Source organism: Pseudogemmatithrix spongiicola (assembly GCF_030623445.1).
GTDB lineage: Bacteria > Gemmatimonadota > Gemmatimonadetes > Gemmatimonadales > Gemmatimonadaceae > Pseudogemmatithrix > Pseudogemmatithrix spongiicola.
Genome location: NZ_CP130613.1, coordinates 169916 through 194798 on the forward strand (window position 1 = coordinate 169916; position 24883 = coordinate 194798).

24 protein-coding genes are annotated in these 24883 nt (G+C 67.6%); 15 read left to right on the top strand and 9 right to left on the bottom strand.

From position 1 onward, the window contains the following. Positions 1-74: 74 nt before the first annotated feature. A complete protein-coding gene (locus Strain318_RS00830) occupies positions 75-3299 on the top strand; it encodes a WD40/YVTN/BNR-like repeat-containing protein (protein WP_367886642.1) in 3225 nt (1074 codons plus the stop codon). Positions 3300-3302: 3 nt separating this feature from the next. Here the strand turns inward: Strain318_RS00830 and Strain318_RS00835 are convergent, their stop codons facing one another. The 5 genes from Strain318_RS00835 to Strain318_RS00855 are packed head-to-tail and all read right to left on the bottom strand — an operon-like array spanning position 3303 to position 6920. After that, positions 3303-4805, bottom strand: coding sequence for a glycoside hydrolase family 10 protein (locus Strain318_RS00835; protein WP_367886643.1), 1503 nt, complete (start codon positions 4803-4805; stop codon positions 3303-3305). Further along, the gene (locus Strain318_RS00840; RefSeq protein ID WP_367886644.1) at positions 4802-5092 is read right to left on the bottom strand and encodes a cupredoxin domain-containing protein; all 291 of its coding nucleotides are present in this window, start codon (positions 5090-5092) and stop codon (positions 4802-4804) included. The genes Strain318_RS00835 and Strain318_RS00840 overlap by 4 nt, the downstream gene beginning before the upstream one ends. Positions 5093-5120: 28 nt before the next feature. Beyond that, positions 5121-5579: a copper chaperone PCu(A)C gene (locus Strain318_RS00845; protein WP_367886645.1), complete on the bottom strand. Its 459-nt coding sequence runs from the start codon at positions 5577-5579 to the stop codon at positions 5121-5123. Then, on the bottom strand, positions 5542-6105 hold the full coding sequence (locus Strain318_RS00850) for an SCO family protein (RefSeq protein ID WP_367886646.1): 564 nt from the start codon (positions 6103-6105) through the stop codon (positions 5542-5544). The genes Strain318_RS00845 and Strain318_RS00850 overlap by 38 nt, the downstream gene beginning before the upstream one ends. Then, the gene (locus tag Strain318_RS00855) at positions 6102-6920 is read right to left on the bottom strand and encodes a DUF1295 domain-containing protein (RefSeq protein ID WP_367886647.1); all 819 of its coding nucleotides are present in this window, start codon (positions 6918-6920) and stop codon (positions 6102-6104) included. The genes Strain318_RS00850 and Strain318_RS00855 overlap by 4 nt, the downstream gene beginning before the upstream one ends. Before the next feature lie 443 nt (positions 6921-7363). Between Strain318_RS00855 and Strain318_RS00860 the strand changes: the two genes are divergently transcribed. The 3 genes from Strain318_RS00860 to Strain318_RS00870 are packed head-to-tail and all read left to right on the top strand — an operon-like array spanning position 7364 to position 9888. After that, a complete protein-coding gene (locus tag Strain318_RS00860; RefSeq protein ID WP_367886648.1) occupies positions 7364-8107 on the top strand; it encodes a sulfite exporter TauE/SafE family protein in 744 nt (247 codons plus the stop codon). Between the two features lie 13 nt (positions 8108-8120). Further along, on the top strand, positions 8121-9557 hold the full coding sequence (locus Strain318_RS00865; protein WP_367886649.1) for an MBL fold metallo-hydrolase: 1437 nt from the start codon (positions 8121-8123) through the stop codon (positions 9555-9557). Position 9558: 1 nt separating this feature from the next. After that, complete coding sequence (locus tag Strain318_RS00870) at positions 9559-9888, top strand: ArsR/SmtB family transcription factor (protein ID WP_367886650.1); 330 nt, start codon at positions 9559-9561, stop codon at positions 9886-9888. 307 nt (positions 9889-10195) lie between these two features. On the opposite strand, the gene Strain318_RS00875 is transcribed toward Strain318_RS00870, so the two are convergent. Genes Strain318_RS00875 through bchI form a run of 3 tightly spaced genes read right to left on the bottom strand, consistent with a single transcriptional unit; the run spans position 10196 to position 13778 of the window. Continuing rightward, entirely contained in the window at positions 10196-10975 is a 780-nt protein-coding gene (locus Strain318_RS00875) for a DUF3623 family protein (RefSeq protein ID WP_367886651.1), read from the bottom strand. Next, positions 10972-12750: a magnesium chelatase subunit D gene (locus Strain318_RS00880; protein WP_367886652.1), complete on the bottom strand. Its 1779-nt coding sequence runs from the start codon at positions 12748-12750 to the stop codon at positions 10972-10974. The genes Strain318_RS00875 and Strain318_RS00880 overlap by 4 nt, the downstream gene beginning before the upstream one ends. After that, positions 12747-13778 carry a magnesium chelatase ATPase subunit I gene (bchI, locus tag Strain318_RS00885; RefSeq protein ID WP_367886653.1) on the bottom strand — a complete coding sequence of 344 codons (1032 nt, stop codon included), beginning with the start codon at positions 13776-13778 and terminating at the stop codon, positions 12747-12749. The genes Strain318_RS00880 and bchI overlap by 4 nt, the downstream gene beginning before the upstream one ends. A gap of 224 nt (positions 13779-14002) precedes the next feature. Between bchI and Strain318_RS00890 the strand changes: the two genes are divergently transcribed. The 11 genes from Strain318_RS00890 to pufC all read left to right on the top strand — a co-directional run bounded on the left by Strain318_RS00890 (position 14003) and on the right by pufC (position 24218). After that, positions 14003-15142: a methyltransferase gene (locus tag Strain318_RS00890; protein ID WP_367886654.1), complete on the top strand. Its 1140-nt coding sequence runs from the start codon at positions 14003-14005 to the stop codon at positions 15140-15142. Between the two features lie 143 nt (positions 15143-15285). Continuing rightward, the gene (bchC, locus tag Strain318_RS00895) at positions 15286-16227 is read left to right on the top strand and encodes a chlorophyll synthesis pathway protein BchC (RefSeq protein WP_367886655.1); all 942 of its coding nucleotides are present in this window, start codon (positions 15286-15288) and stop codon (positions 16225-16227) included. Further along, positions 16224-17234, top strand: a complete 1011-nt coding sequence (locus tag Strain318_RS00900; protein ID WP_367886656.1) for a chlorophyllide a reductase iron protein subunit X — start codon at positions 16224-16226, stop codon at positions 17232-17234. Before bchC ends, Strain318_RS00900 begins: the two co-directional genes overlap by 4 nt. A 4-nt stretch (positions 17235-17238) precedes the next feature. After that, complete coding sequence (gene bchY / locus Strain318_RS00905) at positions 17239-18765, top strand: chlorophyllide a reductase subunit Y (protein ID WP_367886657.1); 1527 nt, start codon at positions 17239-17241, stop codon at positions 18763-18765. Positions 18766-18823: 58 nt separating this feature from the next. Next, entirely contained in the window at positions 18824-20278 is a 1455-nt protein-coding gene (gene bchZ, locus Strain318_RS00910; RefSeq protein WP_367886658.1) for a chlorophyllide a reductase subunit Z, read from the top strand. A gap of 188 nt (positions 20279-20466) precedes the next feature. Next, positions 20467-20598: a light-harvesting antenna LH1, beta subunit gene (gene pufB, locus Strain318_RS00915; protein ID WP_367886659.1), complete on the top strand. Its 132-nt coding sequence runs from the start codon at positions 20467-20469 to the stop codon at positions 20596-20598. Between the two features lie 25 nt (positions 20599-20623). Further along, the gene (locus Strain318_RS00920) at positions 20624-20794 is read left to right on the top strand and encodes a hypothetical protein (protein WP_367886660.1); all 171 of its coding nucleotides are present in this window, start codon (positions 20624-20626) and stop codon (positions 20792-20794) included. A 101-nt stretch (positions 20795-20895) separates the two neighbouring features. Beyond that, a complete protein-coding gene (pufA, locus tag Strain318_RS00925) occupies positions 20896-21111 on the top strand; it encodes a light-harvesting antenna LH1, alpha subunit (RefSeq protein WP_367886661.1) in 216 nt (71 codons plus the stop codon). A gap of 144 nt (positions 21112-21255) precedes the next feature. After that, positions 21256-22080 carry a photosynthetic reaction center subunit L gene (pufL, locus tag Strain318_RS00930; protein WP_367886662.1) on the top strand — a complete coding sequence of 275 codons (825 nt, stop codon included), beginning with the start codon at positions 21256-21258 and terminating at the stop codon, positions 22078-22080. Positions 22081-22092: 12 nt separating this feature from the next. Next, positions 22093-23175, top strand: a complete 1083-nt coding sequence (pufM, locus tag Strain318_RS00935) for a photosynthetic reaction center subunit M (protein ID WP_367886663.1) — start codon at positions 22093-22095, stop codon at positions 23173-23175. Next, positions 23175-24218 (top strand): photosynthetic reaction center cytochrome PufC, encoded by a 1044-nt coding sequence (gene pufC / locus Strain318_RS00940; RefSeq protein WP_367886664.1) that lies wholly within the window; start codon positions 23175-23177, stop codon positions 24216-24218. The genes pufM and pufC overlap by 1 nt, the downstream gene beginning before the upstream one ends. Positions 24219-24465: 247 nt before the next feature. Here pufC and Strain318_RS00945 read toward each other — a convergent pair whose 3' ends face one another. Further along, positions 24466-24861, bottom strand: coding sequence for a hypothetical protein (locus tag Strain318_RS00945; RefSeq protein ID WP_367886665.1), 396 nt, complete (start codon positions 24859-24861; stop codon positions 24466-24468). Between the last annotated feature and the right edge of the window lie 22 nt (positions 24862-24883).

Consider the following 24883-nt stretch of genomic DNA (forward strand, 5'->3'; position numbering starts at 1 on the left):
CGCCTGCGCGGAGGGGGCCGTAGACTATGTGCCCCATCAGGGGCGGACCCCACAACCTCCATACCCATATGCGTGTGACACGGTTCCTTTCGACGCTGAGCGGCGTCGCGGCGCTTGCGGCGACCTCGCTCTCCGCGCAGTCGGTCGACCAATCGGTGATCGACGGCCTTCGCTGGCGGCAGATCGGCCCGGCGAACATGTCCGGCCGCATCGCCGACGTCGAGGGCATTCCCAGCCCGAGCAAGACGTTCTTCGTCGCCGCGGCGGCGGGCGGCGTCTGGAAGACGACGAACAACGGCGTGACCTTCCGCCCGGTGTTCGACAACTATGGAATCGCTTCGCTCGGTGATCTCGCGATCGCCCCGAGTGACACGAACATCATCTATCTCGGCACCGGCGAGCCGAACTCGCGCAACTCGATCTCTCCGGGCGGCGGCGTGTTCAAGTCCACCGACGGCGGCATGACGTGGACGTACATGGGCCTTAAGGAGACGGAGCACGTGGGCCGCATCATCGTGCACCCGACGAATCCGAGCGTGGCCTGGGTGGCCGCCCTCGGCGCGGCGTGGCGTCCGAACCGCGAACGTGGCCTCTACAAGACCACCGACGGCGGCACGACCTGGCAACTGAAGAAGTTCATCAACGACACGACTGGCTTCGTGGATATCGACATCCACCCGACGAACCCGAACGTGCTGTTCGCGACGAGCTATCATCGCCTGCGCGGCCCGTACTTCCTGCAGTCGGGCGGTCGCGGCTCGGCCCTCTGGAAGTCCGAGGACGGCGGCGAGACCTGGACGGAAGTGCGCGGCGGCGGATTCCCGGCGACGATGAAGGGCCGCATGGAGATCGCGATCGCCCCGAGCGATGGCAACGTGATGTACGTGATGGTGGAAGCGGACACGAATCCGAATCCGCGTCCGACGGCTGGCGCTGCGGCGCAGAAGAGCCCGAGCGGCCTGTATCGCTCGGCGGACGGCGGCCGGACCTGGGAGAAGACGGCGGACGACAACGTGCGCCCCTTCTATTACAGCCAGGTGCGCGTGCACCCGACCAACCCGAACCGCGTGTGGTTCAGCTCCACGCCGGTGAAGGTGTCGGATGAGGGCGGCAAGAACGCCCGCAACGCGACGATCGGGCTGCACGTGGACCACCACGCGCAGTGGATCGACCCGAAGGATCCGGACCGCCACATCGTCGGCAACGACGGCGGCATCGGCATCACCTTCGACAACGGCGGCAACTACATCTTCCCGAACACCTTCGCGATCGGGCAGTTCTACAACATCTCGTTCGACATGGCCGTGCCGTACAACGTCTGCGGCGGCCTGCAGGACAACGGCTCGTGGTGCGGCCCGTCGCGCCGCCGCCAGGGGCCGATCACGAACGCGATGTGGTACACGTTCAACGGCGGTGACGGCTTCGTCACCAACCAGGACCCGACGAACCCGGACATCATCTACGGGACCTCGCAGGGCGGCAACATGGCGCGGTTCATCGTCTCGACGGGCACGAGCACGCGCCTGCAGAAGCCGAACTACCGCGAGCGTTACATGAAGTGGGAGGACTCGATCATGGTCGTGCGCGGCGACACGACGCGTCCGGCCTCGGCGGCGCTGCAGCGCACGATCGCCGGCCTGCGCGCGCAGCAGCGCACGGACTCGATCGCCGACAGCCCGCGCTGGAACTGGAACACGCCGTTCTTCCTCTCGCCGCACAACCCGAGCATCGTGTACATGGGCGCGAGCCGCGTGTACAAGTCGCTGCAGCGCGGCGACAACATGTTCCCGATCTCGGCGGACCTCTCGTACGCCGACACGATGAAGATTCGCGTGTCGACGCGCACGACGGGCGGTATCACGATCGACGCGACGGGCGCCGAGACCTTCGGCACGATCGTCTCGCTCAATGAGTCGCCGCTGGTGGCGGGCAAGCTGTACGCCGGCACCGACGACGGCCGCCTGTGGATGACGGAGAACGACGGCGGGACGTGGACGGAGCTCACGTCGCGCGTGCCGGGCGTCCCGGCGGGCACGTATGTGTCGCGCATCGAGCCGTCGCAGTTCGACGCGGGCCGCGTGTACGTGACGTACGACAACCATCGCCGCGGCGACTTCACGCCGTACGTGTTCGTCTCGGACGACAACGGCCGCACGTTCCGGAGCATCGCGAACAACCTGCCGAAGGGCGGACCGGACTTCGTGCACGTGATCCGCGAAGACGTGAAGAACCAGCACCTGCTCTTCGTGGGCACTGACGTCGGCGCGTATGTGTCGGGCGACCGCGGCGCGACGTGGCAGAAGTTCATGACCGGCCTGCCGAACGTGCCGGTGCACGACCTCAGGATCCATCCGCGCGACGCCGAGCTGATCGCCGGCACGCATGGCCGTTCGATCTGGATCGTGGACATCGCGCCGCTGCAGCAGATGGGCGGGGCGCTGTCGCAGACGGCGCATCTGTACGCGCCGCGTCCGGCGTTCCAGTACGGCGAGCGCCGCATGGAAGGCCACTCGACGGGCAACATGCTGTTCCAGGCGCCGAGCCCGCAGTACGGCGCGGACATCTGGTACCGCGTGGGCAAGAACGTGGGACCGGTGCGCATCGCGATCCTCGACGTGAACGGCGACACGCTGCAGACGCTCACGGGTCAGGGTCAGGCCGGCGTGCACAAGGTGACGTGGGGCTTCAACGGCCGCCCGGCGCCGCGTCCGGCGCTGCGCGGTGCGGCGCTGCGCGACTCCGTCCTGCAGGCGCGCCGTGTGGCCTTCGTGCTCGACTCGGTCGAGGCGGAGGGCAAGATCCCGGCGCCGGCGATCGCACAGTTGCGTCGTGCGCTGTCGCAGGGCGCGACGGGCATGCAGGCGATCGCGCGTCAGTTCGGCTTCGGCGGTGGCGGCGGTGGTGGCGGCGCGCAGCCTGGTGTGTGGCAGGATCGTCCGGCCGAGCAGTCGCCGCCGGCGGCGCGTCCGCAGGGTGGGGCGGGCGGACGTCCGGGCGGTGCGCCGGGTGCCGGTGCGCCGGGTGCCGGCGCGCAGGGCATGGGCGGCATCACGCAGGAAGACCTGTTCGCGATCATCCGCGCGGCCGGCATCATGGGCGGCGGCGGTGGCGGCTTCGGTGGCGGCGGTGCGCCGACGGCGGAGCCGGGTGACTACCGTGTGGCGATGACGATCGAGGGCCAGACCTACACGCAGACGCTGCGCGTGGAGCGGATGGCTGGCGGTGGCTCGAGCGGCTTCCCCTTCGAGGTCGAGGAGATGGAGAAGGCCTACACGCGCTGGCTGCGGACGCAGCGCTAAGCGTTACCGCAGGCGCAGGACCACAGGCGGGCCCTCGACAGCAGCATGGTCGAGGGCCCGTACTGCTAGGCGGTCGGTGGTGGCGTTGACGGTGATCTCGCGTGCGGCACCGCGGAGCACGGTGGATTCCCAGGTGCCGTCGCCGCGGCGGGTTTGGATCAACCACCAGCGCGGCGTATCGGGCTGCGGCGTGAGGCGCGCGACGAGCGTGCCGTTCGCGCCGGAGCGCAGCTCGACCTGCGGTTCGCCCTGGCGTACGACGCGCATCCACGGCGAGGCGGGCACGAGGGCGCGCGTGTCGTACACATGGCGCGAGAGGCGCGTGGCGAGCGAGTCGCGGTCCTCGAGGAACACCTTCGCGCTGAAGTGCACGTTGCCGCTGGCGCCGGCCTCGGCGCGCGTCACGCGGATCTGGTGCTCGATCTCGTTGGTGCGCCACGCCGTGCGCGAGGGCTCGCCGACCTTGCTCGTGAAGTTGCCCGGCCAGAGGTGACGGCCGAAGGCGTTCTGCTCGCTCCACCAGCGCAGCAGCACGGGATACTCCTGGCCGCGCTGCTGCACGGGCCAGTAGAGCTGCGGCGAGAAGTAGTCGAGCCAGCCTTCCTGCAGCCACTTGCGTGCGTCGGCGTAGAGCTCGCTGTAGGCATCGAAGCCCACGACCTGCTCGGGGAAGCCCGGGCGCCAGATGCCGAACGGCGAGACGCCGAACTTCACCCAAGGCTTCTCGGCGTGGATGCGCGTGTACAGCTCCTCGACGAGGCCGTTCACGTTCTCACGGCGCCAGTCGTCGTGGTTGAGCGTGCCGCCGCTGCGTTGGTAGCGCTGGAAGCTGCGGTCGTCGGGGAACGGGATCGTGCGGCCGGCGCGATCGCGCTCCTTGTACGGATAGAAGTAGTCGTCGATGTGGACGCCGTCGATGTCGTAGCGCTTCACGACGTCGAGGATGACGCGCACGGTGTGGGCGCGCACGGCGGGCTCGCCGGGATCCATCCACTCCTGCCGCCCGTACTGCCGCACGAGCGAGGGCCGCGCGAGCCGCATGTGGCCGCGTGAGTGCGGACCCTTGGCGCTGGTGTGCCGCGCGCGATACGGATTGAACCACGCATGCAGCTCGAGGCCGCGCTTGTGGGCTTCGTCGACGGCGAAGCGCAGCGGATCCCACCAGGGGCGCGGCGCGACGCCTTCCTGGCCGGTGAGGAACTCCGACCAGGGTTCGATCTCGCTGGCGTAGAGTGCGTCGCCCTGCGGGCGCACCTGGAAGATGACGGCGTTGAGGCCGCTGGCCTGCGCGCGGTCGAGCAGGCGGGTCAGCTCGCGGCGTGCGGAGTCGGGCGGCAGGCCGGGGCGTGAGGGCCAGTCGATGTTGCCGACGGAAGCGATCCATAGCCCGCGGAACTCGCGGGCGACGGGCGGCGGGACGCAGCTCGCATCCTCTTGCTCACAGCGCTCCTGCGCCGCGACGGGCGCGGCGAGCAACAGCGAGAGCAGGAGGAAGACGCGATTCATTGCACGACGTAGACGAGGTTGCCGCTGGGATGGGTGGAGCAAACGCCGCCGTAGGTGCCCGGGTAGGGAATCGTGAAGTCGCGCGTCTCGCCCGCATCGGCGCCGAAGAGCGCCAGTTGGTGCCGCGTGGAGTCGCCGTTCACCACCCGGATGACGGTGCTGCGCCCGCGCGCCTTGACGTACAGCGTTTCGGGCAGGACCGCACCGGCGACGGTCGCGATGCCCCCCGGCGCGATGCGGATCGTCACCGCGGGGCGCGGCCACGTCCACCAGGTGAGCGCAGCCACTACAAGGACGATTGACCCCAGCGTCAGGCTACGGCTGGCGGACACCGGCTCTCACCTCGACCGTGCGGCCCGATTGGAAGCGCAGCGTGACGCTGAGCGTATCGCCAGGCACGAGCGGGCGACGCAGGTCCGTGAGCATGACATGGGCACCCAAGGGGCGGAAGGCGACGGAATCGCCAGCGGGCACGGGCAGCGAGGTCACAGGCGACATGTGCATGGTGCGGCCCTGTTGCATGGAGACATGCATCTCCGTGCGCGCCGCGATCTCGCTCGAGACGCCGACGAGGGTGTCGGACTCGACGCCGCCATTGCCGAGCGTGAAGTAGACGGCGGACATGGCGCCGCTGTCGGCGGGCCGGGCCCAAGCTTCGCGCGCCTCGAGGGCGTTCACGACGGGCGCCGCGTCCTTGGGTGCGCAGGCTGCGCCGAGCACGACCGCCGCGAGCAGGCTAGAACAGCTTACGAAGGTCTTGCGCGAGTTCTTCACCACTGACTCCCGGTTGGAAGAGCACGCGGAGCCGGCCCTGCCGGTCCACGACGAAGGTATGGGCGGGATGCGCGACGGTGTAGAAGCCGTCGCGCGGATCGCCTTCGGGGTACGCCGCGATGCTCCAGCGCTTCTTGAGATCTTCCAGTTCGAGCGGCGTGCCGGTTAGCCCGACGAAGGCGCCATCGAACTGCCGCGCATAGGTAAGCGCGAGTTCTGGCGTGTCGCGATCGGGATCCATGCTCACGAACACGAAGCGGATGTTCGTGGTGTCGGCGCCGAGGGCGCGCTTGGCGCGGGCCCAGTCGGAGAGCGTGGTGGGGCAGACGTCCGGGCAATGCGTGTAGCCGAAGTACAGCATCACGACCTTGCCGCGTTCGGCGGCGAGATCGAAGCGCTGGCCGTCGGCGGCGGTGAACGCCAACGCAGGTGCGGGATCGGCATCTTCGATGACGATCCCGCGCTCGAGCTTCCCCGAGCAGGCCGCAAGCATGAGTGCGGCCGCGAGCATGAGGCGAGACATCATGGCAATTTACCCCGCTGCGGCGGCCAAGGTACGAAGGCACTGACTTCGCGTTGGTATTGGCGATATGCCTCGCCGCGCGACCGCAGCGCGTGGGCCTCCGTCGCAGCGATGCCGGTGACGCGCGTGAGGAAGTAGAGCATGAGCGCGGGCCCGAGCAGCCCGGTCCAGCCCCAGGGCGAGGCGAGGCCGAGCAGCGCGAAGCCGACCCACACGAGCCAGTCGAAGAAGTAGTTGGGATGGCGCGACCAGCCCCAGAGCCCAACACGGCAGACCTGGCCGCGATTCGCGGGATCGGCCTTGAAGGCGCGCAGCTGCGCGTCGGCGGTGGCTTCGCCGAGCATGCCGAGTGCGGCGACGGCGGCGCCGAGCCAGGTGAGCGGGTGGATCGCCGGCGAGGGATCGATGGCCGCGAAGAGAAAGGGCAGCGCGAGCAGCACGTCGAGCAGGCCTTGGCCGACGAAGAGCGTGAAGAACTTGAGGCCGAGGTTGCCGCCCCAGCGGGCGCGCATGTCGCCGTAGCGCGGGTCTTCGGTGGCGCCGATGGTGCGGGTGATGAGGTGCAGCGTGAGCCGCGCACTCCACACCCCGACCACGGCCGCGATGAGGATGCGGCGCGGCAGGTGTCCCGGCGCGACGATGGCGTAGGCGACGGCGAGGAGGCCCACGTTGCCGGCCCAGCCGACGTCCACCCAGCTGGCGTTGCGCGTGCGCAGATGCAGGGCCCAGAGCGCGAGCATCACCGGCGTGGTGATGAGCAGGCCGAGGACGAGCAGGTGGGCGGTGAGGACGGCGAGGCCGGCGCTGGTGGGAATCATGGGTATGAGAAAGATGCGCGGCCGCGCCTTGTCGCGGGGCCATGTTCGGCCTGGCAGCCCCGATCGCGAGACGGGGGTTCTGAATGGTGTTGGTATTCGATGCTCACGGATATCGGACAATAGGTGGTCCCCTTAGGTGGTCTCCTTGTCGTGCGGCGCGGAGCTCGCTGCGCTCGTCGCGTGGCGCGGGGTGGCGCGGCGTGGCGCGGCGTGGTGCTAAGGGGTTCACCAGTTGTCCGAAATGCCGTAGTGCGCGGAGTAGGTACTGGTGCAGCTCCCAGTGCAGCTCCCAGTGACCGGCCCACAATCCCCGGCCCCCAGTCCCCGGCGCTCAGTCCCCAGCTCTCGGCCACCGCTCCGCAGTTCGCACCGGGACCGTAATCGCCACCACGGTGCTCGCAGGCTTGCGGCGGCAGTTATGTTATATTACTATTTGGTTATATATGACGCTTATCGCGGCGGTGGGGGCGGTGCTGGTCGGCCTGACGCTCGGGTTGCTGGGCGGCGGCGGAGCCATCGTGACGGTGCCGGTGCTGGTCTATGCGCTCGGGCTCGACGCCAAGCTGGCCGTCGTCATGGCCCTGCCGATCGTCGGCGGCGTGTCGCTGATCGGCGTCGTGCAGCACTGGCGCCAGGGCAACGTGGACTTCCGCACGGCCGGTGCCTTCGGCCTCACGGCGATGGGCGGCGCCTACGGCGGCGCGCGGTTGGCGCAGTTCGTCAGCGGGCGCCTGCAGCTCACGCTGCTCGCATTGCTCATGCTCGGCTCGGCGTTCTCCATGCTGCGCGGCGCCGGGCCCAAGGCCGCAGCGGAGAGCGACACCCGCAACCTCAGCGTCGGCGTGCTGGCCGTGGGCCTCGGCGTCGGCGTGCTTACCGGCCTGCTCGGCATCGGCGGCGGATTCCTGCTGGTGCCGGCGCTAGTGCTGCTCGCGCAGGTGCCGATGCGGCAAGCGGTCGGTACCTCGCTCACGGTGATCGCCATGAACACCGCCGCGGGCTACCTCGGCTACCTCGGCCAGGTCGATTTGCCGTGGACGCTGGTGCTGCAGTTCAGCGCCATCGCCGGCGTCGGCATCATCATCGGCTCGGCGTTGGTGCCGCGCATCCCGCAACTCGCCCTCAAGAAATCCTTCGGCGTGCTGCTGATCTTCCTCGGCGCGCTCATCCTTTGGCAGCAGACTTGATCCGGAGACTCCCATGTTCTTCAAGCGCTTCTACGACGACGGACTCGCCCAAGCCTCGTACATGATCGGTTGCCAGGCGACCGGCGACGCGATGGTGATCGACGCCAACCGCGACCTGCAGCAGTACCTCGATGCCGCCGCAGCCGAGAAGCTCCGCATCACGCACGTGAGCGAGACGCACATCCATGCTGACTACGTGTCGGGCTCGCGCGAGCTGGCCAAGCGCACGGGCGCGCAGCTGTTCCTGTCCGCCGAGGGCGGTACGGACTGGCAGTACGGCTTCGCCAAGCAGGACGGCGCGACACTTGTTCGCGACGGCGACGTGATCAAGGTCGGCAACATCAAGATCGAAGTCATGCACACGCCGGGCCACACGCCGGAGCACATCTCGTTCCTCGTCACGGACACGGCCGGCGCCAGCGAGCCGATGGGCATCGTGACGGGCGACTTCGTGTTCGTGGGCGACGTAGGTCGCCCGGACCTGCTCGAGAAGGCCGCCAAGGTGGCGAACACCATGGAAGACGGCGCGCGCACGCTGTTCCACTCGCTGGAGCGCTTCCGCAAGCTGCCGGACTACATCCAGGTGTGGCCGGGCCACGGCGCCGGCTCGGCATGCGGCAAGGCCCTCGGCGCCGTGCCGATGAGCACGGTGGGCTACGAGAAGCGCTTCAACTGGGGCGTGGGCACGACGGACGAGCAGCAGTTCGTCGACATGGTGCTGGCCGGCCAGCCGGAGCCGCCGCTGTACTTCGCCGAGATGAAACGCATCAACCGCGACGGTCCGGCGATCCTCGGCGGCTTCAAGCAGCCGCCGCGAGGCACGCGGGAGTCGCTGGGCTTGGCGCTGACCAACAACGCGGCCGTGATCGACCTGCGCCCGGCGACGGAGTTCGCCAAGGGCCACGTGCCCTTCACGCTCAACATCCCGCTGAACAAGAGCTTCTCCACGTGGGCGGGGTGGCTGGTGAAGTATGACCAGCCGATCCATCTCATCGGCGAGGAGCTCGAGGTGCAGAAGGCCGTGCGCGAGCTGGCGATGATCGGGCTCGACCATGTGACGGCCTGGTACCAGCCGACGATCGTCGGGGCGTGGCAGAACGCGGGCCAGGTGCTCGGCGTGGTCAAGAAGATCGACGTCGCGCACCTCGCGCCGAAGCTCGCGGCGGGTGACGTGACGGTGGTCGACGTGCGCAATCGCAGCGAGTACGAGGCGGGGCACCTGCCGGGCTCGCTGCACATCCCTGTGGGCTACCTGCCGGAGCGTCTGGCCGAGATCCCGCGCGACAAGCCGATCGTGGTGCAATGCCAGAGCGGCGCGCGCTCGGCGATCGCGACGTCGGTGCTGCAGAAGCTCGGCGTCACGGATGCGACGGATCTGGTCGGTGGCTTCGTCGCCTGGGCCAACGCGGGCAAGGACGTGGTGCGCGAAGCCGCGACGGCAGGAGTGTGACGTGGCACATCGTACGATGACGCCGGCGATGCTGGCCGAGGTGGCGGAGCGCTTCAAGGCGCTGGGCGAGCCGGTGCGGCTTTCGCTGCTGCAGGCGCTGCGCAAGAAGGAGATGTCGGTGGGCGAGCTGGTCGCAGCGACGGGGCTGGGGCAGGCGAATGTGTCCAAGCACCTGCATCAGTTGCTGGACTGCGGCTACGTCACGCGGCGCAAGGAAGGGACATTCGTGTACTATCGGATCGCGAGCGACGATGTGTTCATGCTCTGCGATGTGATGTGTTCGCGGATTGACGAAGAGGTACGGATGCGGCGGGAGAGGATCGGCAGGTAAGAGGGGGAGATGGTAACTGCAGTTACGAGTTGAAAGTTGGGAGTTGGGAGTTGTGCACTTTCAACTCTCAACTCCCAACTCGTAACTGCTGTTCAGTCCTTCTTCCGTACAGCGCGTCCCGTCCTCACCAGATCAATCGCCCAACAGATCGCCAGCACCACCGCTCCCAGCTCAAGCGGCGGGTATGCTCCCACTTCGCGGTAGACGAGCATTCCGCTGAGTCCGAAGGCGAATAGTCCGCTCCATGCGATCCAGCACTGCACCTCGAACGAGAGCGGTTGGCGCCACTTCGACTTTGCTGCGTGCATCAGTGGCCTCTCGCGCGGAGGAAACTGTCCCAGGGCGTGCTCTCGAGGGTCATGCCGAGGACGATGATCTCGAAGACGGCGAGTCCGAGGATCGTCGCGTAGAGGATTCCTGACTGCCGCTTACCTTCGCTGGGGGCGCGGCGGCAGAGCCATGCCGTCGCGAAGGTCGCCAGGCTGAGGGCGACGATGCTGGCGCCGAGGAACCAGGAGTTCTCGAGCGGCCCGAAGAACTGGCGCAGGTAGGCGAGGTGCGGCGGCAGGAAGTTGCCGGCGGGGTTCTCGACGCCGAGGAACACATTGACCTTCGCGACCTGCTGCACGGCCCAGAAGATGACGAGGCCCCAGAGACCGGTCTTGTTGCGGTCACCGTGGAGCAGCAGCGCGACGGCGCCCATGAGCAGCAGGGCGGCGACATCGCTGAGCAGCGTGGCTTGTATGGCGGGCAGCACCAGCGCCCACGAGGGCGCAGCGATGCCGAGCGCGTCCACGTGGAAGCCGGTGAGATAGCCGCCGTAGAACGTGACGGAGACCCAGCCCCAGAGCAGCGCGCCGCCCATGAAGCTGCGCCGCGCGCCGACGGCGGTGTCGTCGTTGGCGGACGAGCGCAGCTCCCAGAATCCATACACGGCGAGCATCGTCGCAACGACCAGTGCGCTGACGCGCGTCCATCCGGCGCGCTGCATGGCGATGATCAGGCCGGTCGCGACCCACCAGAACAGCACGACCAGCGCGATGCCGCGGCCGATCATGCCGCGCAACGCGCCCCTGTGCGCATTCATGCGCGCGCCGCCGTGACCGCGGCGTGGATGCTGCGCGCATCCGTGCGCGGCAGGGCGACATAGCGCGCGCCCATCGCGGCGGCGACGTCCTGCGCCTGCGGACTGGGGCGCGGCGACGTGTCGATCACCAGCACCTGGCCCTCGAGGCCGCGCAGAACGCGCGCCGACTGCAGCGCGTCGGCCATCGCCTGCTCGCGGCCGCCGCTGCCGTCGCGTGCGATGTTGGCGCGGGCGTCGGTGAGGAAGACCACGACGGTGTCGTTGCCCTCGCGGCGCGCGCGCAGCGTGAGCTCCACGGCGCGGTCGATGGCCGAGGCCAGCGGCGTGCCGCCACCCCCGGGCAGCGCGGCCAGCGCGCGCTTGGCGGCGGCGATGGCACGCGTGGGCGGCAGGAGGATCTCGGCCTGCGCGCCGCGGAACGCAATCAACGCGACTTCATCGCGGCGCGCGTAGCTCTCGGCGAGCAGCAACTCCACGGCGCCCTTGGCTTCGGCCATGCGATTCGCGGCCGACGAACCCGACGCGTCGACGACGAAGATGGCCGTGGTGCCGGCGGGTTCGAAGAGCCGGCGGATGCGGAAGTCGTCGGGGCGGACGAGCACACGCGGCTGCGGTGTGGACGCTTCGGCGGCATGCTGGGCGTCGCGCGTGCGGCGGCGCAGCGGTTGCCAGGGCGCGGCGGCGCGCAGCGTCTCCACCAAGTCGAGCCGTCCGCCGCCGCGCGGATCGCCGCGGCGCGTGCCGACCTGGCGGCCGCGCAGGCCGCCACTGCGATCCGCACCGGCACGTCCGGCCGCGCGGCCGGCTTTGGGTGTGCGCGTCGGCGCATCCATGGTGAGGCCGACAGGTAACGCGGCGACCATCGCCTCGATGATGCGCTCCTCAAGCTCACGCACATCCTGCTCGTCGCGCTCGGCGCTGTCGTCTTGGTTCTGCGCGTCGTCGGGCGGCGGCGGCGGGGGCTCCGGCTCGGAGCTGGCCTCCGGTGGCGGCGCCGGCAGGCGCGTCGCGCGGGGCCCGAGCACGAGCGCCGCGGCCGTTGCGAGATCGCCGTCGGTGGTCGCGCGGCGGCCATCGAGCGCCGCGAAGCAACGCGCCGCGCGCAGGGCCGCGCGCACCGCGCGCAGGGAGTCGATGCCATACAGCTCGGCGGTGTGCACGAGGGTGCGCAGCTGCGCCTCGTCGGCGATCACGTTGGGCAGCAACGCGGCGGCGGTCGAGATGTCATCCCGCGAATACAGTGCGGGCAGCGGCTGCGCGTCGAGCATCAGATGAAACGCGCAGCGGTCGGCGATTGCGCCGTGCACGGGATCTTCGTCGGCCTCGGCTTCATCGATGGCGACGATCGTGACCCGCGCGGCATGATGCTCCGGCGCATCCTCGATGCGTACGCGCTGTGCGACGTGACCGAGGTCGAGCACCTGGGTGAGACGCGCGGCGAGCGAGGCTCCGATGCGTTCGGCGCCGGGGATGACGAGCAGGCCCCCGTCGAGCGCCGCGAGCAGTCCGCGGTCGGCGACGGGCCGTCCGTGGGCAAGCGTCATCGCGAGGTCGAGTCCGCCGAGGAGCCGATCGTCGGGGATGGCGAGCGGCAAGCGACGATGTGGCGCGGCTTCAGGCATCAAGCACCGCAGACGCGCGACGAACGCCTCGGCAATGTCACTGCGCGGCGCGCGGAGTACGGCGCCGCCGAGGGCGACGCCGTCGAGCGCGAGCACGGCCGCCGCGAGTTCGGCGCGCGTCGCGGGATCGAGCGCAGCCGCGGCTTCGTTCACGCCGCGCCCAGCACGTCCACGACGGCGCGCTCGATGCGCACGGCCGAGCCGACGTCATCGAGTACGTTGCGGCGCAGGCGGTGACGCAGCGCCGAGGGCGCGATGGTACGGAGGTGCGCGGTGGTAACGGCGCGCGCGCCGTCGTAGGCGGCAAGGGCGCGGGCGCCGCGCAGCAGCGCGAGTTCGCCGCGCACGCCGTCGGTGCCGACGGCGGCGCAGAGGCGGGCGGCGTCGCGCAGCACGGCGTCGGGCACCTTGAGCGCGTCGATCCTCTTGCGGGCGCGTTCGACGTGCTTGCGCGCGTCGAGGTCTTCGGATGCCCACTTGGCGGTGAAGCCTTCGGGGTCGCGGTCGAAGGCATCGCGGCGCTTGATCACCTCGACGCGCGCATCGAGGTCGGTGGTGGTGGTGACTTCGACGGAGAGGCCGAAGCGATCGAGCAGCTGCGGCCGCAGGTCGCCTTCCTCGGGATTGCCCGAACCGACGAGGACGAAGCGCGCGGGATGGCGCACGGAGATGCCTTCGCGTTCGACGACGTTCTCGCCGGTGGCGGCGACGTCGAGCAGGAGATCGACGAGGTGATCCTCGAGGAGGTTGATCTCGTCGACGTAGAGGTAGCCGCGATTGGCGCGCGCGAGCAGGCCGGGTTCGTAGGCTTTTTCGCCGCGCGTGAGCGCGCGTTCGAGGTCGAGCGCGCCGACGACGCGGTCTTCGGTGGCGCCGAGCGGGAGATCGACCACTGGCACAGGGTGCTTGTCGTGGCGCAGCTTCTCGCCGGCGGCGATGCGCGCGCGGCAGTCGTCGCAGCGGCGGGTGTCATTGTCGGGATCGCAGCCGTAGCGGCAGCCGCGCACGACGGACATCGGCGGGAGCAGGGCGGGCAGTGCACGCACCACGGTGGACTTCGCGGTGCCGCGATGACCGAGGATCAGCACCCCACCAATGGTGGGGTCAACGGCGGTGAGGAGGATGGCGCGCTTCATCTCCTCCTGGCCGACAATCGCCGAAAACGGGAAGGCGAGTCGCAACGGGAGCACTCCGGGGGGTAAGTGTCAGACCTAGATTATAGGAGGGACCGCAGGTGTCGCAATCCCCTGACACTCAATATGTCCAGTAGACTTGACAGATTGAAAACACGGTCTTATCGTCGCCTTGTCGGCACACCCCCACTCCGACGCTCGGTGTGGGGAACAGTGCCGGCCTCTCCCGGGCTTCACTCCGAATGGCACCTCCGGAGAATACGATGGTTGGGGTGGCGGTCGCTGATGAGGCGCCGCCGATGACCTGGCGCGATCGCCTGCTGGCTTGGCGTGATCGTATCCAGTCGAGCCCCACGTTCCAGCGCTGGGCTGCGAGTTTCCCGCTCACGCGACCGATCGCCCTGCGACGGTCACGCGCGCTGTTCGACCTCACGGCCGGCTTCGTCTACACGCAGACGCTCACGGCGTGTGTGCGGGTCGGACTGTTTGACTTCCTGGCGGAGAGGCCGCGCACGCGCGCGGAGATTGCCGCCCACGTGGGAATCCCGCTGGAAGAGACCGAGCGGCTACTCCGTGCGGCGATTGCGCTCAAGCTGGTGCAGGGGCGGTCAGGCGACCGGTTCGGCTGCGGTCCGATGGGTGCGCCGTTGATTGGAAATGTCGGCTTGGCTCGAATGATTGAGCACAATGCCTTGCTATATCAGGACTTGACGGATCCTATCGAGTTCTTCCGGTCAAGTCAGAGCAGTAACAGAGCAGTATTGCAACACTTTCCGTACACAAGCGTCACTGATCCTGAAAAGTTCGGCCGCGGTGTGGTCGCCGACTACTCCTCACTGATGGCGGAGACTGTGCGGCCGCTGGCGGAGGACATCCTCGACCGGTACTCGCTGGACGGTCGAAAGGCGCTGTTGGATGTGGGTGGTGGTGAGGGCGCGTTCCTCGCCGAGGTCGCCTGGAGGTATCAGGGGATCGGTTTGAAGTTGTTCGACCTCCCTGCTGTGGTAGAGGGGGCGAAGATACGTCTGGCCCGGTTGGGTCTTGTGGGGCGGGTGGAATTGTCCGGGGGGAACTTTCATCAGGACCCCCTCCCAACCGGTGCCGACGTAATCACGTTAGTGCGCGTGCTCTTGGACCACGATGACGCCTCTGTGCTGGGGCTGCTGCGGCGGGTGCGCGCGGCGCTCGAGCCGGGTGGCGTCTTGTTGATCGTGGAGCCGTTCTCGGGAGTGCGCGGGGCGGAGACGGTCGGCGATGCCTATTTCGGCCTGTACCTGCGGGCGATGGGACGGGGTCGGGCGCGTCGGGCGGATGAGCTCCAGGCCCTACTAATGAAGGCGGGGTTCTCTGGCAGCAAAGTGCACCGGACCCGGTACCCGGTGTACGCGGGGCTGATTTCGGCGACTCCATAGACGCACCGGCTCGATTTGAGCTGGGGACTAGCGGGCCGGCCCTCCGGCCCTCAAGTTTTTCCGGTAGTGTAAATCTGTCTTGACGGTTTGTAGTGTCAGTCGTACGTTACGGACTGAAGGCTCCTTCCTTATTGAGGACGCTGGTGCAGACTCGGGCGATTGTCTTCGAACAACCACGGCAACTCAGCGTGCGCGAGCTCACACTCGCGGCACCGAGTGCATCGGATGTCGTTGTCGACATCGCGTGGTCGTCGATTAGCGCCGGGACGGAACGTCTGCTGTGGGAAGGCCGCATGCCGATGTTTCCGGGCCTCGCGTATCCGCTGGTGCCGGGCTACGAGTCGGTAGGCACAGTAATGAAAGTCGGTGATGGGGTCACGCAACTCGCGCCGGGTACGAGTGTCTTCGTGCCGGGCGCGAACTGTTATGGCCCCGACGTGCGCGGGCTCTTCGGCGGCGCATCACGTCGCGTCGTCGTGCCCGCATCGCGCGTGATCGCCATCGATCCGTCATTGAAGGAGCGCGCGACGTTGCTCGCGCTCGCCGCCACGGCGCTGCACGCGCTGCGCGGCGGATCCGCGCTGCCCGAGCTCGTGATCGGCCACGGCGTCTTCGGCCGTCTCACGGCGCGCCTGATCCAAGCGCTGGGTGGCAGCCCCACGGTGTGGGAGCGCAACGACGCCCGCATGGGCGGTGCGACCGGTTACGCCGTGCTCGACGCGGCGAACGATCCGCGCAAGGACTACCGCTGCATCTTCGACGCCTCCGGCGATGCGTCGCTGCTTGATGCGCTGGTGATGCGCCTGGCCAAGGGCGGGGAGATCGTGCTCGCGGGCTTCTACTCGACGCCGATCTCCTTCGTGTTTCCGCCGGCCTTCATGAAAGAAGCTCGCTTCCGCATCGCGGCCGAATGGTCGCCGGCGGATCTCGCCGACTGCGTCGCCATGCACCGCGACGGTCGGCTCTCGCTGGACGGACTCATCACGGATATCTCCCCCGCCGAACGCGCTGCCGATGCCTATCGCGCCGCGTTCGATGATCCGCACTGCCTCAAGATGGTCCTCGACTGGAGCACACTATCGTGATTGACAACGGCACACCGACCGACGCGCTCGTCCAGCTGCACCGCGGCCTCCGCGACGAAGCCGCCTCCACGCCCGAGCCGGTCAGCACCGGCGAGGTCAAGAAGGAAACGCAGATCATCGCGATCTACGGCAAGGGCGGCATCGGCAAGTCGTTCACGCTGGCGAACCTCTCCTATATGATGGCGCAGCAGGGCAAGAAGGTCCTGCTGATCGGCTGCGACCCGAAGAGCGACACGACGTCGCTGCTCTTCGGCGGCCGCGCGACGCCGACGATCATCGAGACGAGCTCCAAGAAGAAGCTGGCCGGCGAAGAAGTCACCATCTCCGATGTGTGCTTCAAGCGCGACGGCGTCTTCGCGATGGAACTGGGCGGTCCGGAAGTCGGCCGCGGCTGCGGCGGACGCGGCATCATCCACGGCTTCGAACTCCTCGAGAAGCTGGGCTTCCATGAATGGGGCTTCGACTACGTGCTGCTCGACTTCCTGGGCGACGTGGTCTGCGGCGGCTTCGGCCTGCCGATTGCCCGCGACATGTGCCAGAAGGTCATCGTCGTCGCCTCCAACGACCTGCAATCGCTCTACGTCGCCAACAACGTCTGCTCGGCGGTCGAATACTTCCGCAAGCTGGGCGGCAACGTCGGCGTCGCGGGCATGGTGATCAACAAGGATGACGGCACGGGTGAGGCTGCGGCGTTCGCCGACATCGTCGGCATCCCGGTCTTAAGCGCGATCCCGGCGCACGAGGATATCCGCCGCAAGAGCGCCAACTATGAGATCGTCGGCTTGCCCGGCGGTCAGTGGGGCTCGCTGTTCGAGACGCTGTCGACAAACGTCGCCGAAGCGCCGCCGGTACGTCCGAAGCCGCTCACGCAGGACCAGCTGCTCGGCCTGTTCGCCAGCGACGTGACGGGGCGCGACGTGGTGCTCGAGCCGGCGACGATGGTCGACATGGTCGGCCGCGCCGACATCTCGAAGCCGTCGCTCGAAGTCGTCTACGACACGGTCTGAGCCGATGACGTCGATTCCGCTTCCCATGGTCGAGAATCCCGACGCCCTCAAGGGCGACGGGATGGGCTGCCATTCGGGGAAGGAACAGCTGCAGGCGGCGGCCCGCGCGGCGGGGAAGAGCGAGACGCTCGACCAGTACGCCGCGGACTATCCCAAGGGTCCGCACGACCAGCCGCAGAGCATGTGCCCGGCGTTCGGCTCACTGCGCGTGGGGCTGCGCATGCGGCGCACGGCGACGATCCTCTCCGGCTCGGCGTGCTGCGTCTACGGACTGACGTTCACTTCGCACTTCTACGGCGCGCGCCGCACAGTCGGTTACGTGCCGTTCAACTCCGAGTCGCTGGTCACGGGCAAGCTCTTCGAAGACATCCGTGACGCCGTGCACGCGACGGCGGATCCGGAGAAGTACGACGCGATCGTGATCACGAATCTCTGCGTGCCGACCGCTTCGGGCGTGCCGCTGCAGCTGCTGCCGAAGGAAATCAACGGCGTGCGCATCATCGGCATCGACGTGCCGGGCTTCGGCGTGCCGACGCATGCGGAAGCCAAGGACGTGCTGGCCGGGGCGATGCTGAAGTACGCGCGCACGGAAGCCGAGTTGGGTCCGGTGGCGGCGCCGCGCGGTGGGAAGAGCGAGAAGCCGACGGTCACGCTGTTGGGGGAGATGTTCCCGGCCGATCCGATGGGTATCGGCGCGATGCTTGAGCCCATGGGGCTCGCCGCAGGTCCGGTGGTGCCGACGCGCGAATGGCGCGAGCTGTACGCCGCGCTGGATTCACAGGTGATCGCGGCGATCCATCCGTTCTATACGGCGAGCATCCGCGAGTTCGAGGCGGCCGGCCGCACGATCGTCGGCTCCGCGCCCGTGGGTTACGACGGCACGGCGGCCTGGCTGGAGAACATCGGGAACGCGTACAACGTGGGCGCCGACAAGATCGAGCTGGCCAAGCAGAAGATGCTGCCGGCGATCAAGGGCGCGCTCGCGAAGATGCCGATCAACGGCCGCATCACGATGAGCGGCTACGAAGGCTCCGAGCTGTTGGTGGCGCGCCTGTTGATCGAGAGCGGCGCCGATGTGCGCTATGTGGGATCTGCGGCGCCGCGCACGAGGTGGAGCGATGCCGACCGCGAATGGCTGGAGGCGAAGGGTGTGCACGTGCAGTTCCGCGCCTCGCTGGAGCAGGATCTCGCGGCGATGCAGGAGTTCCAGCCGGACCTGGCGATCGGCACGACGCCAGTGGTGCAGAAGGCGAAGGAACTCACGATCCCGGCGCTGTACTTCACGAACCTGATCTCGGCGCGGCCGTTGATGGGGCCGGCGGGGGCGGGATCGCTGGCGCAGGTGGTGAATGCGGCGATGGGGAACAAGCGCCGCTTCGATACGATGAAGGAATTCTTCGCTGGCGTCGGGGAAGGCTACGCCGCTGGCGTGTGGGAATCGGTGCCGGAGGATCGGCCGGAGTTCCGGGAGCATTACAAGCGGCATCTGCAGAAGCTCGCTCGGCAGCGGAAAGCTGAGGAGATGATCTGATGACAACTACAACAGCAGTTATGGGTTGGGAGTTGGGAGTTATGGGAGGGCACTGCGCATGCTAGTGCTCGATCATGATCGTGCGGGTGGGTACTGGGGGGCCGTGTATGTGTTCACGGCCATTAAGGGACTGCAGGTTGTCATTGACGGGCCGGTGGGCTGCGAGAATCTGCCGGTGACGTCGGTGCTGCATTACACGGATGGCTTGCCGCCGCATGAGTTGCCGATTGTCGTGACGGGGCTGTCGGAGCAGGAGCTCGGGCGCGACGGTACGGAAGGCGCGATGAAGCGCGCGCACTCGGTGATGGATCCCGAGTTGCCGGCTGTGGTGGTGACGGGGTCGATCGCCGAGATGATCGGCGGTGGCGTGACGCCGGAAGGGACGGGCATCAAGCGCTTCCTGCCGCGGACGATCGACGAAGACCAGTGGCAGAGCGCGAATCGCGCCATCTACTGGCTGTGGACCGAGTACGGCCTCAAGAAGGGCGTGAAGCCGAAGAAGGCGGAGCGTGCGCCTGGTGCGAAGCCGCGCGTGAACATCATCGGGCCGGCGTACGGGATGTTCAACACGGCCAGCGACCTGCACGAGATCCGTCGCCTGGTGGAAGGCATCGGTGCGGAGATCAACATGGTCTTCCCGCTGGGCTCGCACCTGCAGGACGTGCCGCGCTTGGTGGATGCGGACGTGAACGTCTGCATGTACCGCGAGTTCGGCCGCATGCTCTGCGAGGCCTTGGACACGCCGTACCTGCAGGCGCCGATCGGGCTGCATTCGACGACGAAGTTCCTGCGCACGCTGGGCGAGCTCCTGGGGCTGGACCCCGAGCCGTTCATCACGCGCGAGAAGCATACGACGATCAAGCCGGTGTGGGACCTGTGGCGTTCGGTGACGCAGGACTTCTTCGGTACGGCGAGCTTCGCCGTGGTGGCGAACGAGACCTATGCGCGCGGCGTCCGGCATTTCCTCGAGGAGGAGATGGGGCTGCCCTGCACGTTCTCGGTGAGCCGCCTGGTCGGCAAGAAGACCGACAACGACGAGATCCGCGGGCTGGTGAAGACGAAGCCGCCGCTGATCCTGTTCGGCAGCTACAACGAGCGGATGTACATGGCGGAAGCGGGAGGGCGCGGGATGTACATCCCGGCGTCGTTTCCGGGCGCGATCATCCGCCGGCACACGGGCACGCCGTTCATGGGCTACGCGGGTGCGACGTACCTGATCCAGGAAGTGTGCAACGCGCTGTTCGATGCGCTGTTCCACATCCTGCCGTTGGCGATCGAGATGGACAAGGTGGAGGCGACGCCGTCGCGACTGCACGAGGAGATGGCGTGGAGTGCGGAGGCGAAGGAGCTGTACGACGAGCTGGTGGAGCAGCAGCCGATCCTCATCCGGATTTCCGCGGCGAAGCGGTTGCGGGATGCGTGCGAGAAGGATGCGCGCGGGCTGGGGGATACGGTGGTCGAACGGGACCACGTGTTGGCGGGGAGGCGGGTGCTGACGGGGGCAGGGGTTTAACTGCAGTTACGAGTTGGGAGTGGGGAGTTGGAAGACTCACTACTCACAACTCACTACTACCAACTGCAGTTGTGGGGATAGCAGGACTGTAGGTGCAGCAAATGTTGTTGGATGCGACTCGAATGAGCGCATCTACCCGGACCGCGCGGGTATACGCGGGACACACTATACCCACGTGGAGGTGGCGTATGAGTGACAAGGGCATGACGGAAGAGGAAGCCCGAGCCTTTCACGGCTATTTCGTGATGGGGTTCATCGGCTTCACGGCAGTGGCCATCGTGGCACACTTCCTCGCCTGGTCGTGGCGTCCGTGGCTTTGAGCCACACAACCTAGGGAGATAGATCATGCACAAGATCTGGCAGGGCTCTGACCCGCAGGTGCTGCTCGCGGGACTGGGCTTCTTCCTCGGTAGCCTGGCGATGGTGATCCACATCTTCGCGTTCAGCGTCCTCGGGTATCCGAAGACGACGAAGGCGAAGTACAACCCGCCGGCGGTCGCCTCAGCACTCCGCTGAGTCGCACCGAGAAGGACTGACCCGTCGGGGTCGGGTAAGGTGTCCCCACCGTATCCGCCCCACGGGCCCCAGTCCGGACCCAATTCCACAGAGGAATTCGTATGCACCGCATTTGGTTGTCGTTCGACCCGCGGCGCGTGATGGTGGCCCTGACGGGCTTCCTCGCGGTGCTGGCACTTCTGATCCACTTCATCCTGCTGAGCTCGAACCGGTTCTCCTGGATCGAGAATGGGACGCTTCCGGCCGCGCAAGCGCCGGTGGGTGCCTCGTCCCCGATGGCCGCCGCCGAGATGGCGCCGCTGCCGGCGGGCCGGTAAGCAGGCTTCGGGTTGGTGGCGCGGGGATGAGGACCAGCAGGACCTCATCCCCCCCACCGCCACCGAAGGACCCAGTTGTCTGCAGGGCCCGGTCGCGTCTGCCGGCGGTAGCAACCACAGGCGCCCTTATCGGAGAACTTCGCGATGGCGATGCTCGACTTTGAAAAGAAGTACCGTGTGCGCGGCGGGACGCTGCTGGGAGGGGACCTGTTCGACTTCTGGTTCGGCCCCTTCTATGTCGGCTTCTTCGGCGTGACGACGATCTTCTTCACGGCGCTCGGTACGCTCCTGATCATCTACGGAGCGGCGATCGGGCCGACCTGGAATATCTGGCAGATCAACATCGCGCCACCGGATCTCTCGTACGGCCTCGGCATGGCGCCGTTGGCCGAGGGCGGTCTCTGGCAGATCATCACCTTCTGCGCCGTCGGAGCATTCGTCTCCTGGGCGCTTCGGCAAGCGGAGATATCCCGCAAGCTCGGCATGGGCATGCACATTCCATGGGCATACTCCGTGGCCGTGCTCGCCTACGTCACGCTGGTCATCATCCGCCCGGTGCTGCTCGGGGCCTGGGGGCACGGCTTCCCCTACGGCATCTTCAGCCACCTCGATTGGGTGTCGAACGTCGGGTACCAGTACCTGCACTTCCACTACAATCCGGCGCACATGATCGCCATCACGTTCTTCTTCACGACGTGCCTGGCGCTGGCCATGCACGGCTCGCTGATCCTCTCGGTGACGAATCCGAAGAAGGGCGAGCCGGTGAAGACGAGCGAACACGAGAACGTGTTCTTCCGCGACTTCCTCGGCTACTCGATCGGCGCGATCGGCATCCACCGTCTCGGATTGTTCCTGGCGCTCAGCGCCGGCATCTGGTCGGCGATTTGCATCGTGATCAGCGGGCCCTTCTGGACGAAGGGCTGGCCCGAGTGGTGGGGCTGGTGGCTCAATCTTCCCATTTGGCGCTAACGGAGATTCCTCATGCTTGAATACCAGAATCTCTTCACGCGCGTCCAAGTCCGACACGCGCCCGACATGGGCCTTCCGGTGGACACGACCTTCGGCCAGCGCTACGGCACGGGGTGGTTCTCCTACTGGATGGGCAAGCTCGGCGATGCGCAGATCGGCCCGATCTATCTCGGCCCCTGGGGCATCTGGTCGCTGTTCTTCGGCTTCGTGGCGATCGAGATCATCGGCCTGAACTTCTTCGTGCAGGTGGATTGGAGCCCGGTGGAGTTCATCCGCCAGCTGCCATGGCTCGCGCTGGAACCGCCGCCGCCGGAGTACGGGCTGCGCTTCCCGCCGCTGCGCCAGGGCGGATGGTACCTGATCGCCGGCTTCTTCCTGACGATCAGCATCTTCCTCTGGTGGGTTCGCACGTACCGCCGCGCCCGCGCGCTCGGCATGGGCACGCACCTCGCCTGGGCGTTCGGGTCGGCGATCTTCCTCTACCTGAGCTTCTTCTTCCAGCCGCTGTTCCTCGGCAGCTGGAGCGAGATGGTGCCGTTCGGGATCTTCGCGCACCTCGACTGGACGAGCGCGTTCTCGATCCGCTACGGCAACCTCTACTACAATCCGTTCCACGCGCTGTCAATCGCCTTCCTGTATGGATCGGCGCTGCTCTTCGCGATGCACGGCGCGACGATCCTCGCGGTGAGCCGCCTGGGCGGCGAGCGCGAGATCGAGCAGATCACGGACCGCGGCACGGCGGCCGAGCGTTCGGCGATCTTCTGGCGCTGGACGATGGGCTGGAACGCGACGATGGAGTCGATCCATCGCTGGGCCTGGTGGTTCGCGGTGCTGACGACCTTCACGGGCGGCATCGGCATCCTGCTCACGGGCACGGTGGTGGACAACTGGTATCTCTGGGCCGTGAAGCACGGCGTGGCGCCGCAGTATCCGGCGCAGAACACGCTGACGCCGGAGCAGCTCGAGAAGCTGCGCGGCCAGTACATGGGCCGCATGCAGAACGGCTATCCGACGTATGTCGTGCCGGCACCCGCCGCGCCGATGGATTCGATGGCGGCTCCCACGACCACCGCTCCGGCGGGAGGGACTCGATAATGCGTACCCTCCGCTATGCAGGACTCGCGGCGCTGGTGTTGACGGCGTCGAGCTGCCAGTTCTTCAAGTCGAAGGACCGCGCGGTGGTGCAGCAGGGGTATCGCGGCACGGCGATGGAGATCAACTACGTGAACCGCGACGTGCAGGTCGCGATGGCCGACCTGCAGAAGCAGATCCCGGCGATGTTGCCGCCGGCGCCGGAGGGCGGTCCGGCCCCGGCGTGGCAGAACGTGCAGGTGCTGGGTGACATCTCGGTGAACGAGTTCAACCGCACGATGATCTCGATGGCGACGTGGGTGGCCGGCGGCGCGGGCAACTGCGGCTACTGCCACAACCTCGCGAACTTCGCGGCGGACACGTATCCCGACGGCGAGGCGATCTACACGAAGGCCGTGGCGCGCCGCATGATCGAGATGACGCGCAACATCAACGCGAACTGGGGCGACCACGTCGCGAACACGGGCGTGACCTGCTACACCTGCCACATGGGGAAGCCGCTGCCGAACGGGCTGTGGTTCTACACGGACGAGAACCAGGTGCTGCGGCACTATCTCGACAACGTGGCGGGACGCGTGGTGTCGCACACGGTCGGGCCGACGGAGGCCAACCGCTCGAGCGTGAAGCAGACGGAGTGGATCTGGGCGACGATGATCAACATGTCGCAGGGGCTCGGCGTGAACTGCACGTTCTGCCACAACTCGCGGCAGTTCGCGAGCTGGGAGCAGTCGCCGCCGCAGCGCGTGACGGCGTACGCGGGCCTGCAGATGATCCGTCAGTTGAACACCGAGTACCTGGCGCCGCTGGCGTCGGTGTATCACCCGTCGCGCCTCGGGCCGATGGGCGACGCGCCGAAGGCGCAGTGCTCGACCTGCCACAACGGGGTGTACAAGCCCCTGTACGGTCTCCCGATGGCGCGGCACTATCCGGCGCTGTGGGGAGGCAAGACGGATTGGGATACGCCGCCGGGGCCGAAGTTCACGACGCCGGTGGCGGCGATGCCTGAGTCCGCGAGCACGGCCGGCAGCGGGATGCCGCAGCAATAGCATTGCCACCTCCGAGCACGGGCTACGGGCCTGGCGCACTCGTGCGCCGGGCCCGTTGGCTATCGACGGCAACTACAATCACCACGAAGGCACGAAGACACGAAGGAGGTGGCTTTGCGAGGAAGCCGGAATGCTTTGGGGGTCCGCGCCGACGAATCGGTACGGACCCCCTAGAGGCAAGCTGGTCTCGGTTGAATCGATGTCCTTCGTGCCTTCGTGTCTTCGTGGTGAACGGCAGTTCCGCCGCTCAGCCCTCGTAGAGATCGCGCGCGAGGAGGAGCTGGATGTGCTCGGTGCTCTCGCTCTCGATGGCCTGCACGGAGAGCGGCAGCGTGCCATCGGGGCGGACCATGCCCTTCACCTCGTCGTAGAGCGCGGCGACGAAGTCGAGCACGTCGTCACGGTTGCCGGCGACGCGCATCTGGGTCTGGTACGCGGTGCGGATGGGCGGATTCGACAGCGAGATGTGCAGGCGCGCCGAGGGGCGCGGGGCGCGGGCGCGGATCTCCGCCTCGAGCTGGTCGAGCTTCTCGGCGCGGGTCATCGCCAGGGAACGCTGCTGGCGGTCGGCGGCACTCATCGAATCGGTCATCACGGCACTCATGGAATCCATCGCGGATGGGGTGGCGCGAAGCGCGCTCACCCTCAGTGAGCGCCCAAGGGAA

What these genes read in the sequence shown, in the direction of transcription:
- Strain318_RS00875 (WP_367886651.1), bottom strand. Translation starts at nt 10,975, where the DNA reads ATGAATGCGCACAGGGGCGCGTTGCGCGGCATGATCGGCCGCGGCATC.
- Strain318_RS00860 (WP_367886648.1), top strand. Translation starts at nt 7,364, where the DNA reads ATGACGCTTATCGCGGCGGTGGGGGCGGTGCTGGTCGGCCTGACGCTC.
- Strain318_RS00855 (WP_367886647.1), bottom strand. Translation starts at nt 6,920, where the DNA reads ATGATTCCCACCAGCGCCGGCCTCGCCGTCCTCACCGCCCACCTGCTC.
- Strain318_RS00920 (WP_367886660.1), top strand. Translation starts at nt 20,624, where the DNA reads ATGCACAAGATCTGGCAGGGCTCTGACCCGCAGGTGCTGCTCGCGGGA.
- Strain318_RS00835 (WP_367886643.1), bottom strand. Translation starts at nt 4,805, where the DNA reads ATGAATCGCGTCTTCCTCCTGCTCTCGCTGTTGCTCGCCGCGCCCGTC.
- pufB (WP_367886659.1), top strand. Translation starts at nt 20,467, where the DNA reads ATGAGTGACAAGGGCATGACGGAAGAGGAAGCCCGAGCCTTTCACGGC.
- pufA (WP_367886661.1), top strand. Translation starts at nt 20,896, where the DNA reads ATGCACCGCATTTGGTTGTCGTTCGACCCGCGGCGCGTGATGGTGGCC.
- pufC (WP_367886664.1), top strand. Translation starts at nt 23,175, where the DNA reads ATGCGTACCCTCCGCTATGCAGGACTCGCGGCGCTGGTGTTGACGGCG.
- bchZ (WP_367886658.1), top strand. Translation starts at nt 18,824, where the DNA reads ATGCTAGTGCTCGATCATGATCGTGCGGGTGGGTACTGGGGGGCCGTG.
- pufM (WP_367886663.1), top strand. Translation starts at nt 22,093, where the DNA reads ATGCTTGAATACCAGAATCTCTTCACGCGCGTCCAAGTCCGACACGCG.
- bchY (WP_367886657.1), top strand. Translation starts at nt 17,239, where the DNA reads ATGACGTCGATTCCGCTTCCCATGGTCGAGAATCCCGACGCCCTCAAG.
- Strain318_RS00865 (WP_367886649.1), top strand. Translation starts at nt 8,121, where the DNA reads ATGTTCTTCAAGCGCTTCTACGACGACGGACTCGCCCAAGCCTCGTAC.
- pufL (WP_367886662.1), top strand. Translation starts at nt 21,256, where the DNA reads ATGGCGATGCTCGACTTTGAAAAGAAGTACCGTGTGCGCGGCGGGACG.
- Strain318_RS00850 (WP_367886646.1), bottom strand. Translation starts at nt 6,105, where the DNA reads ATGATGTCTCGCCTCATGCTCGCGGCCGCACTCATGCTTGCGGCCTGC.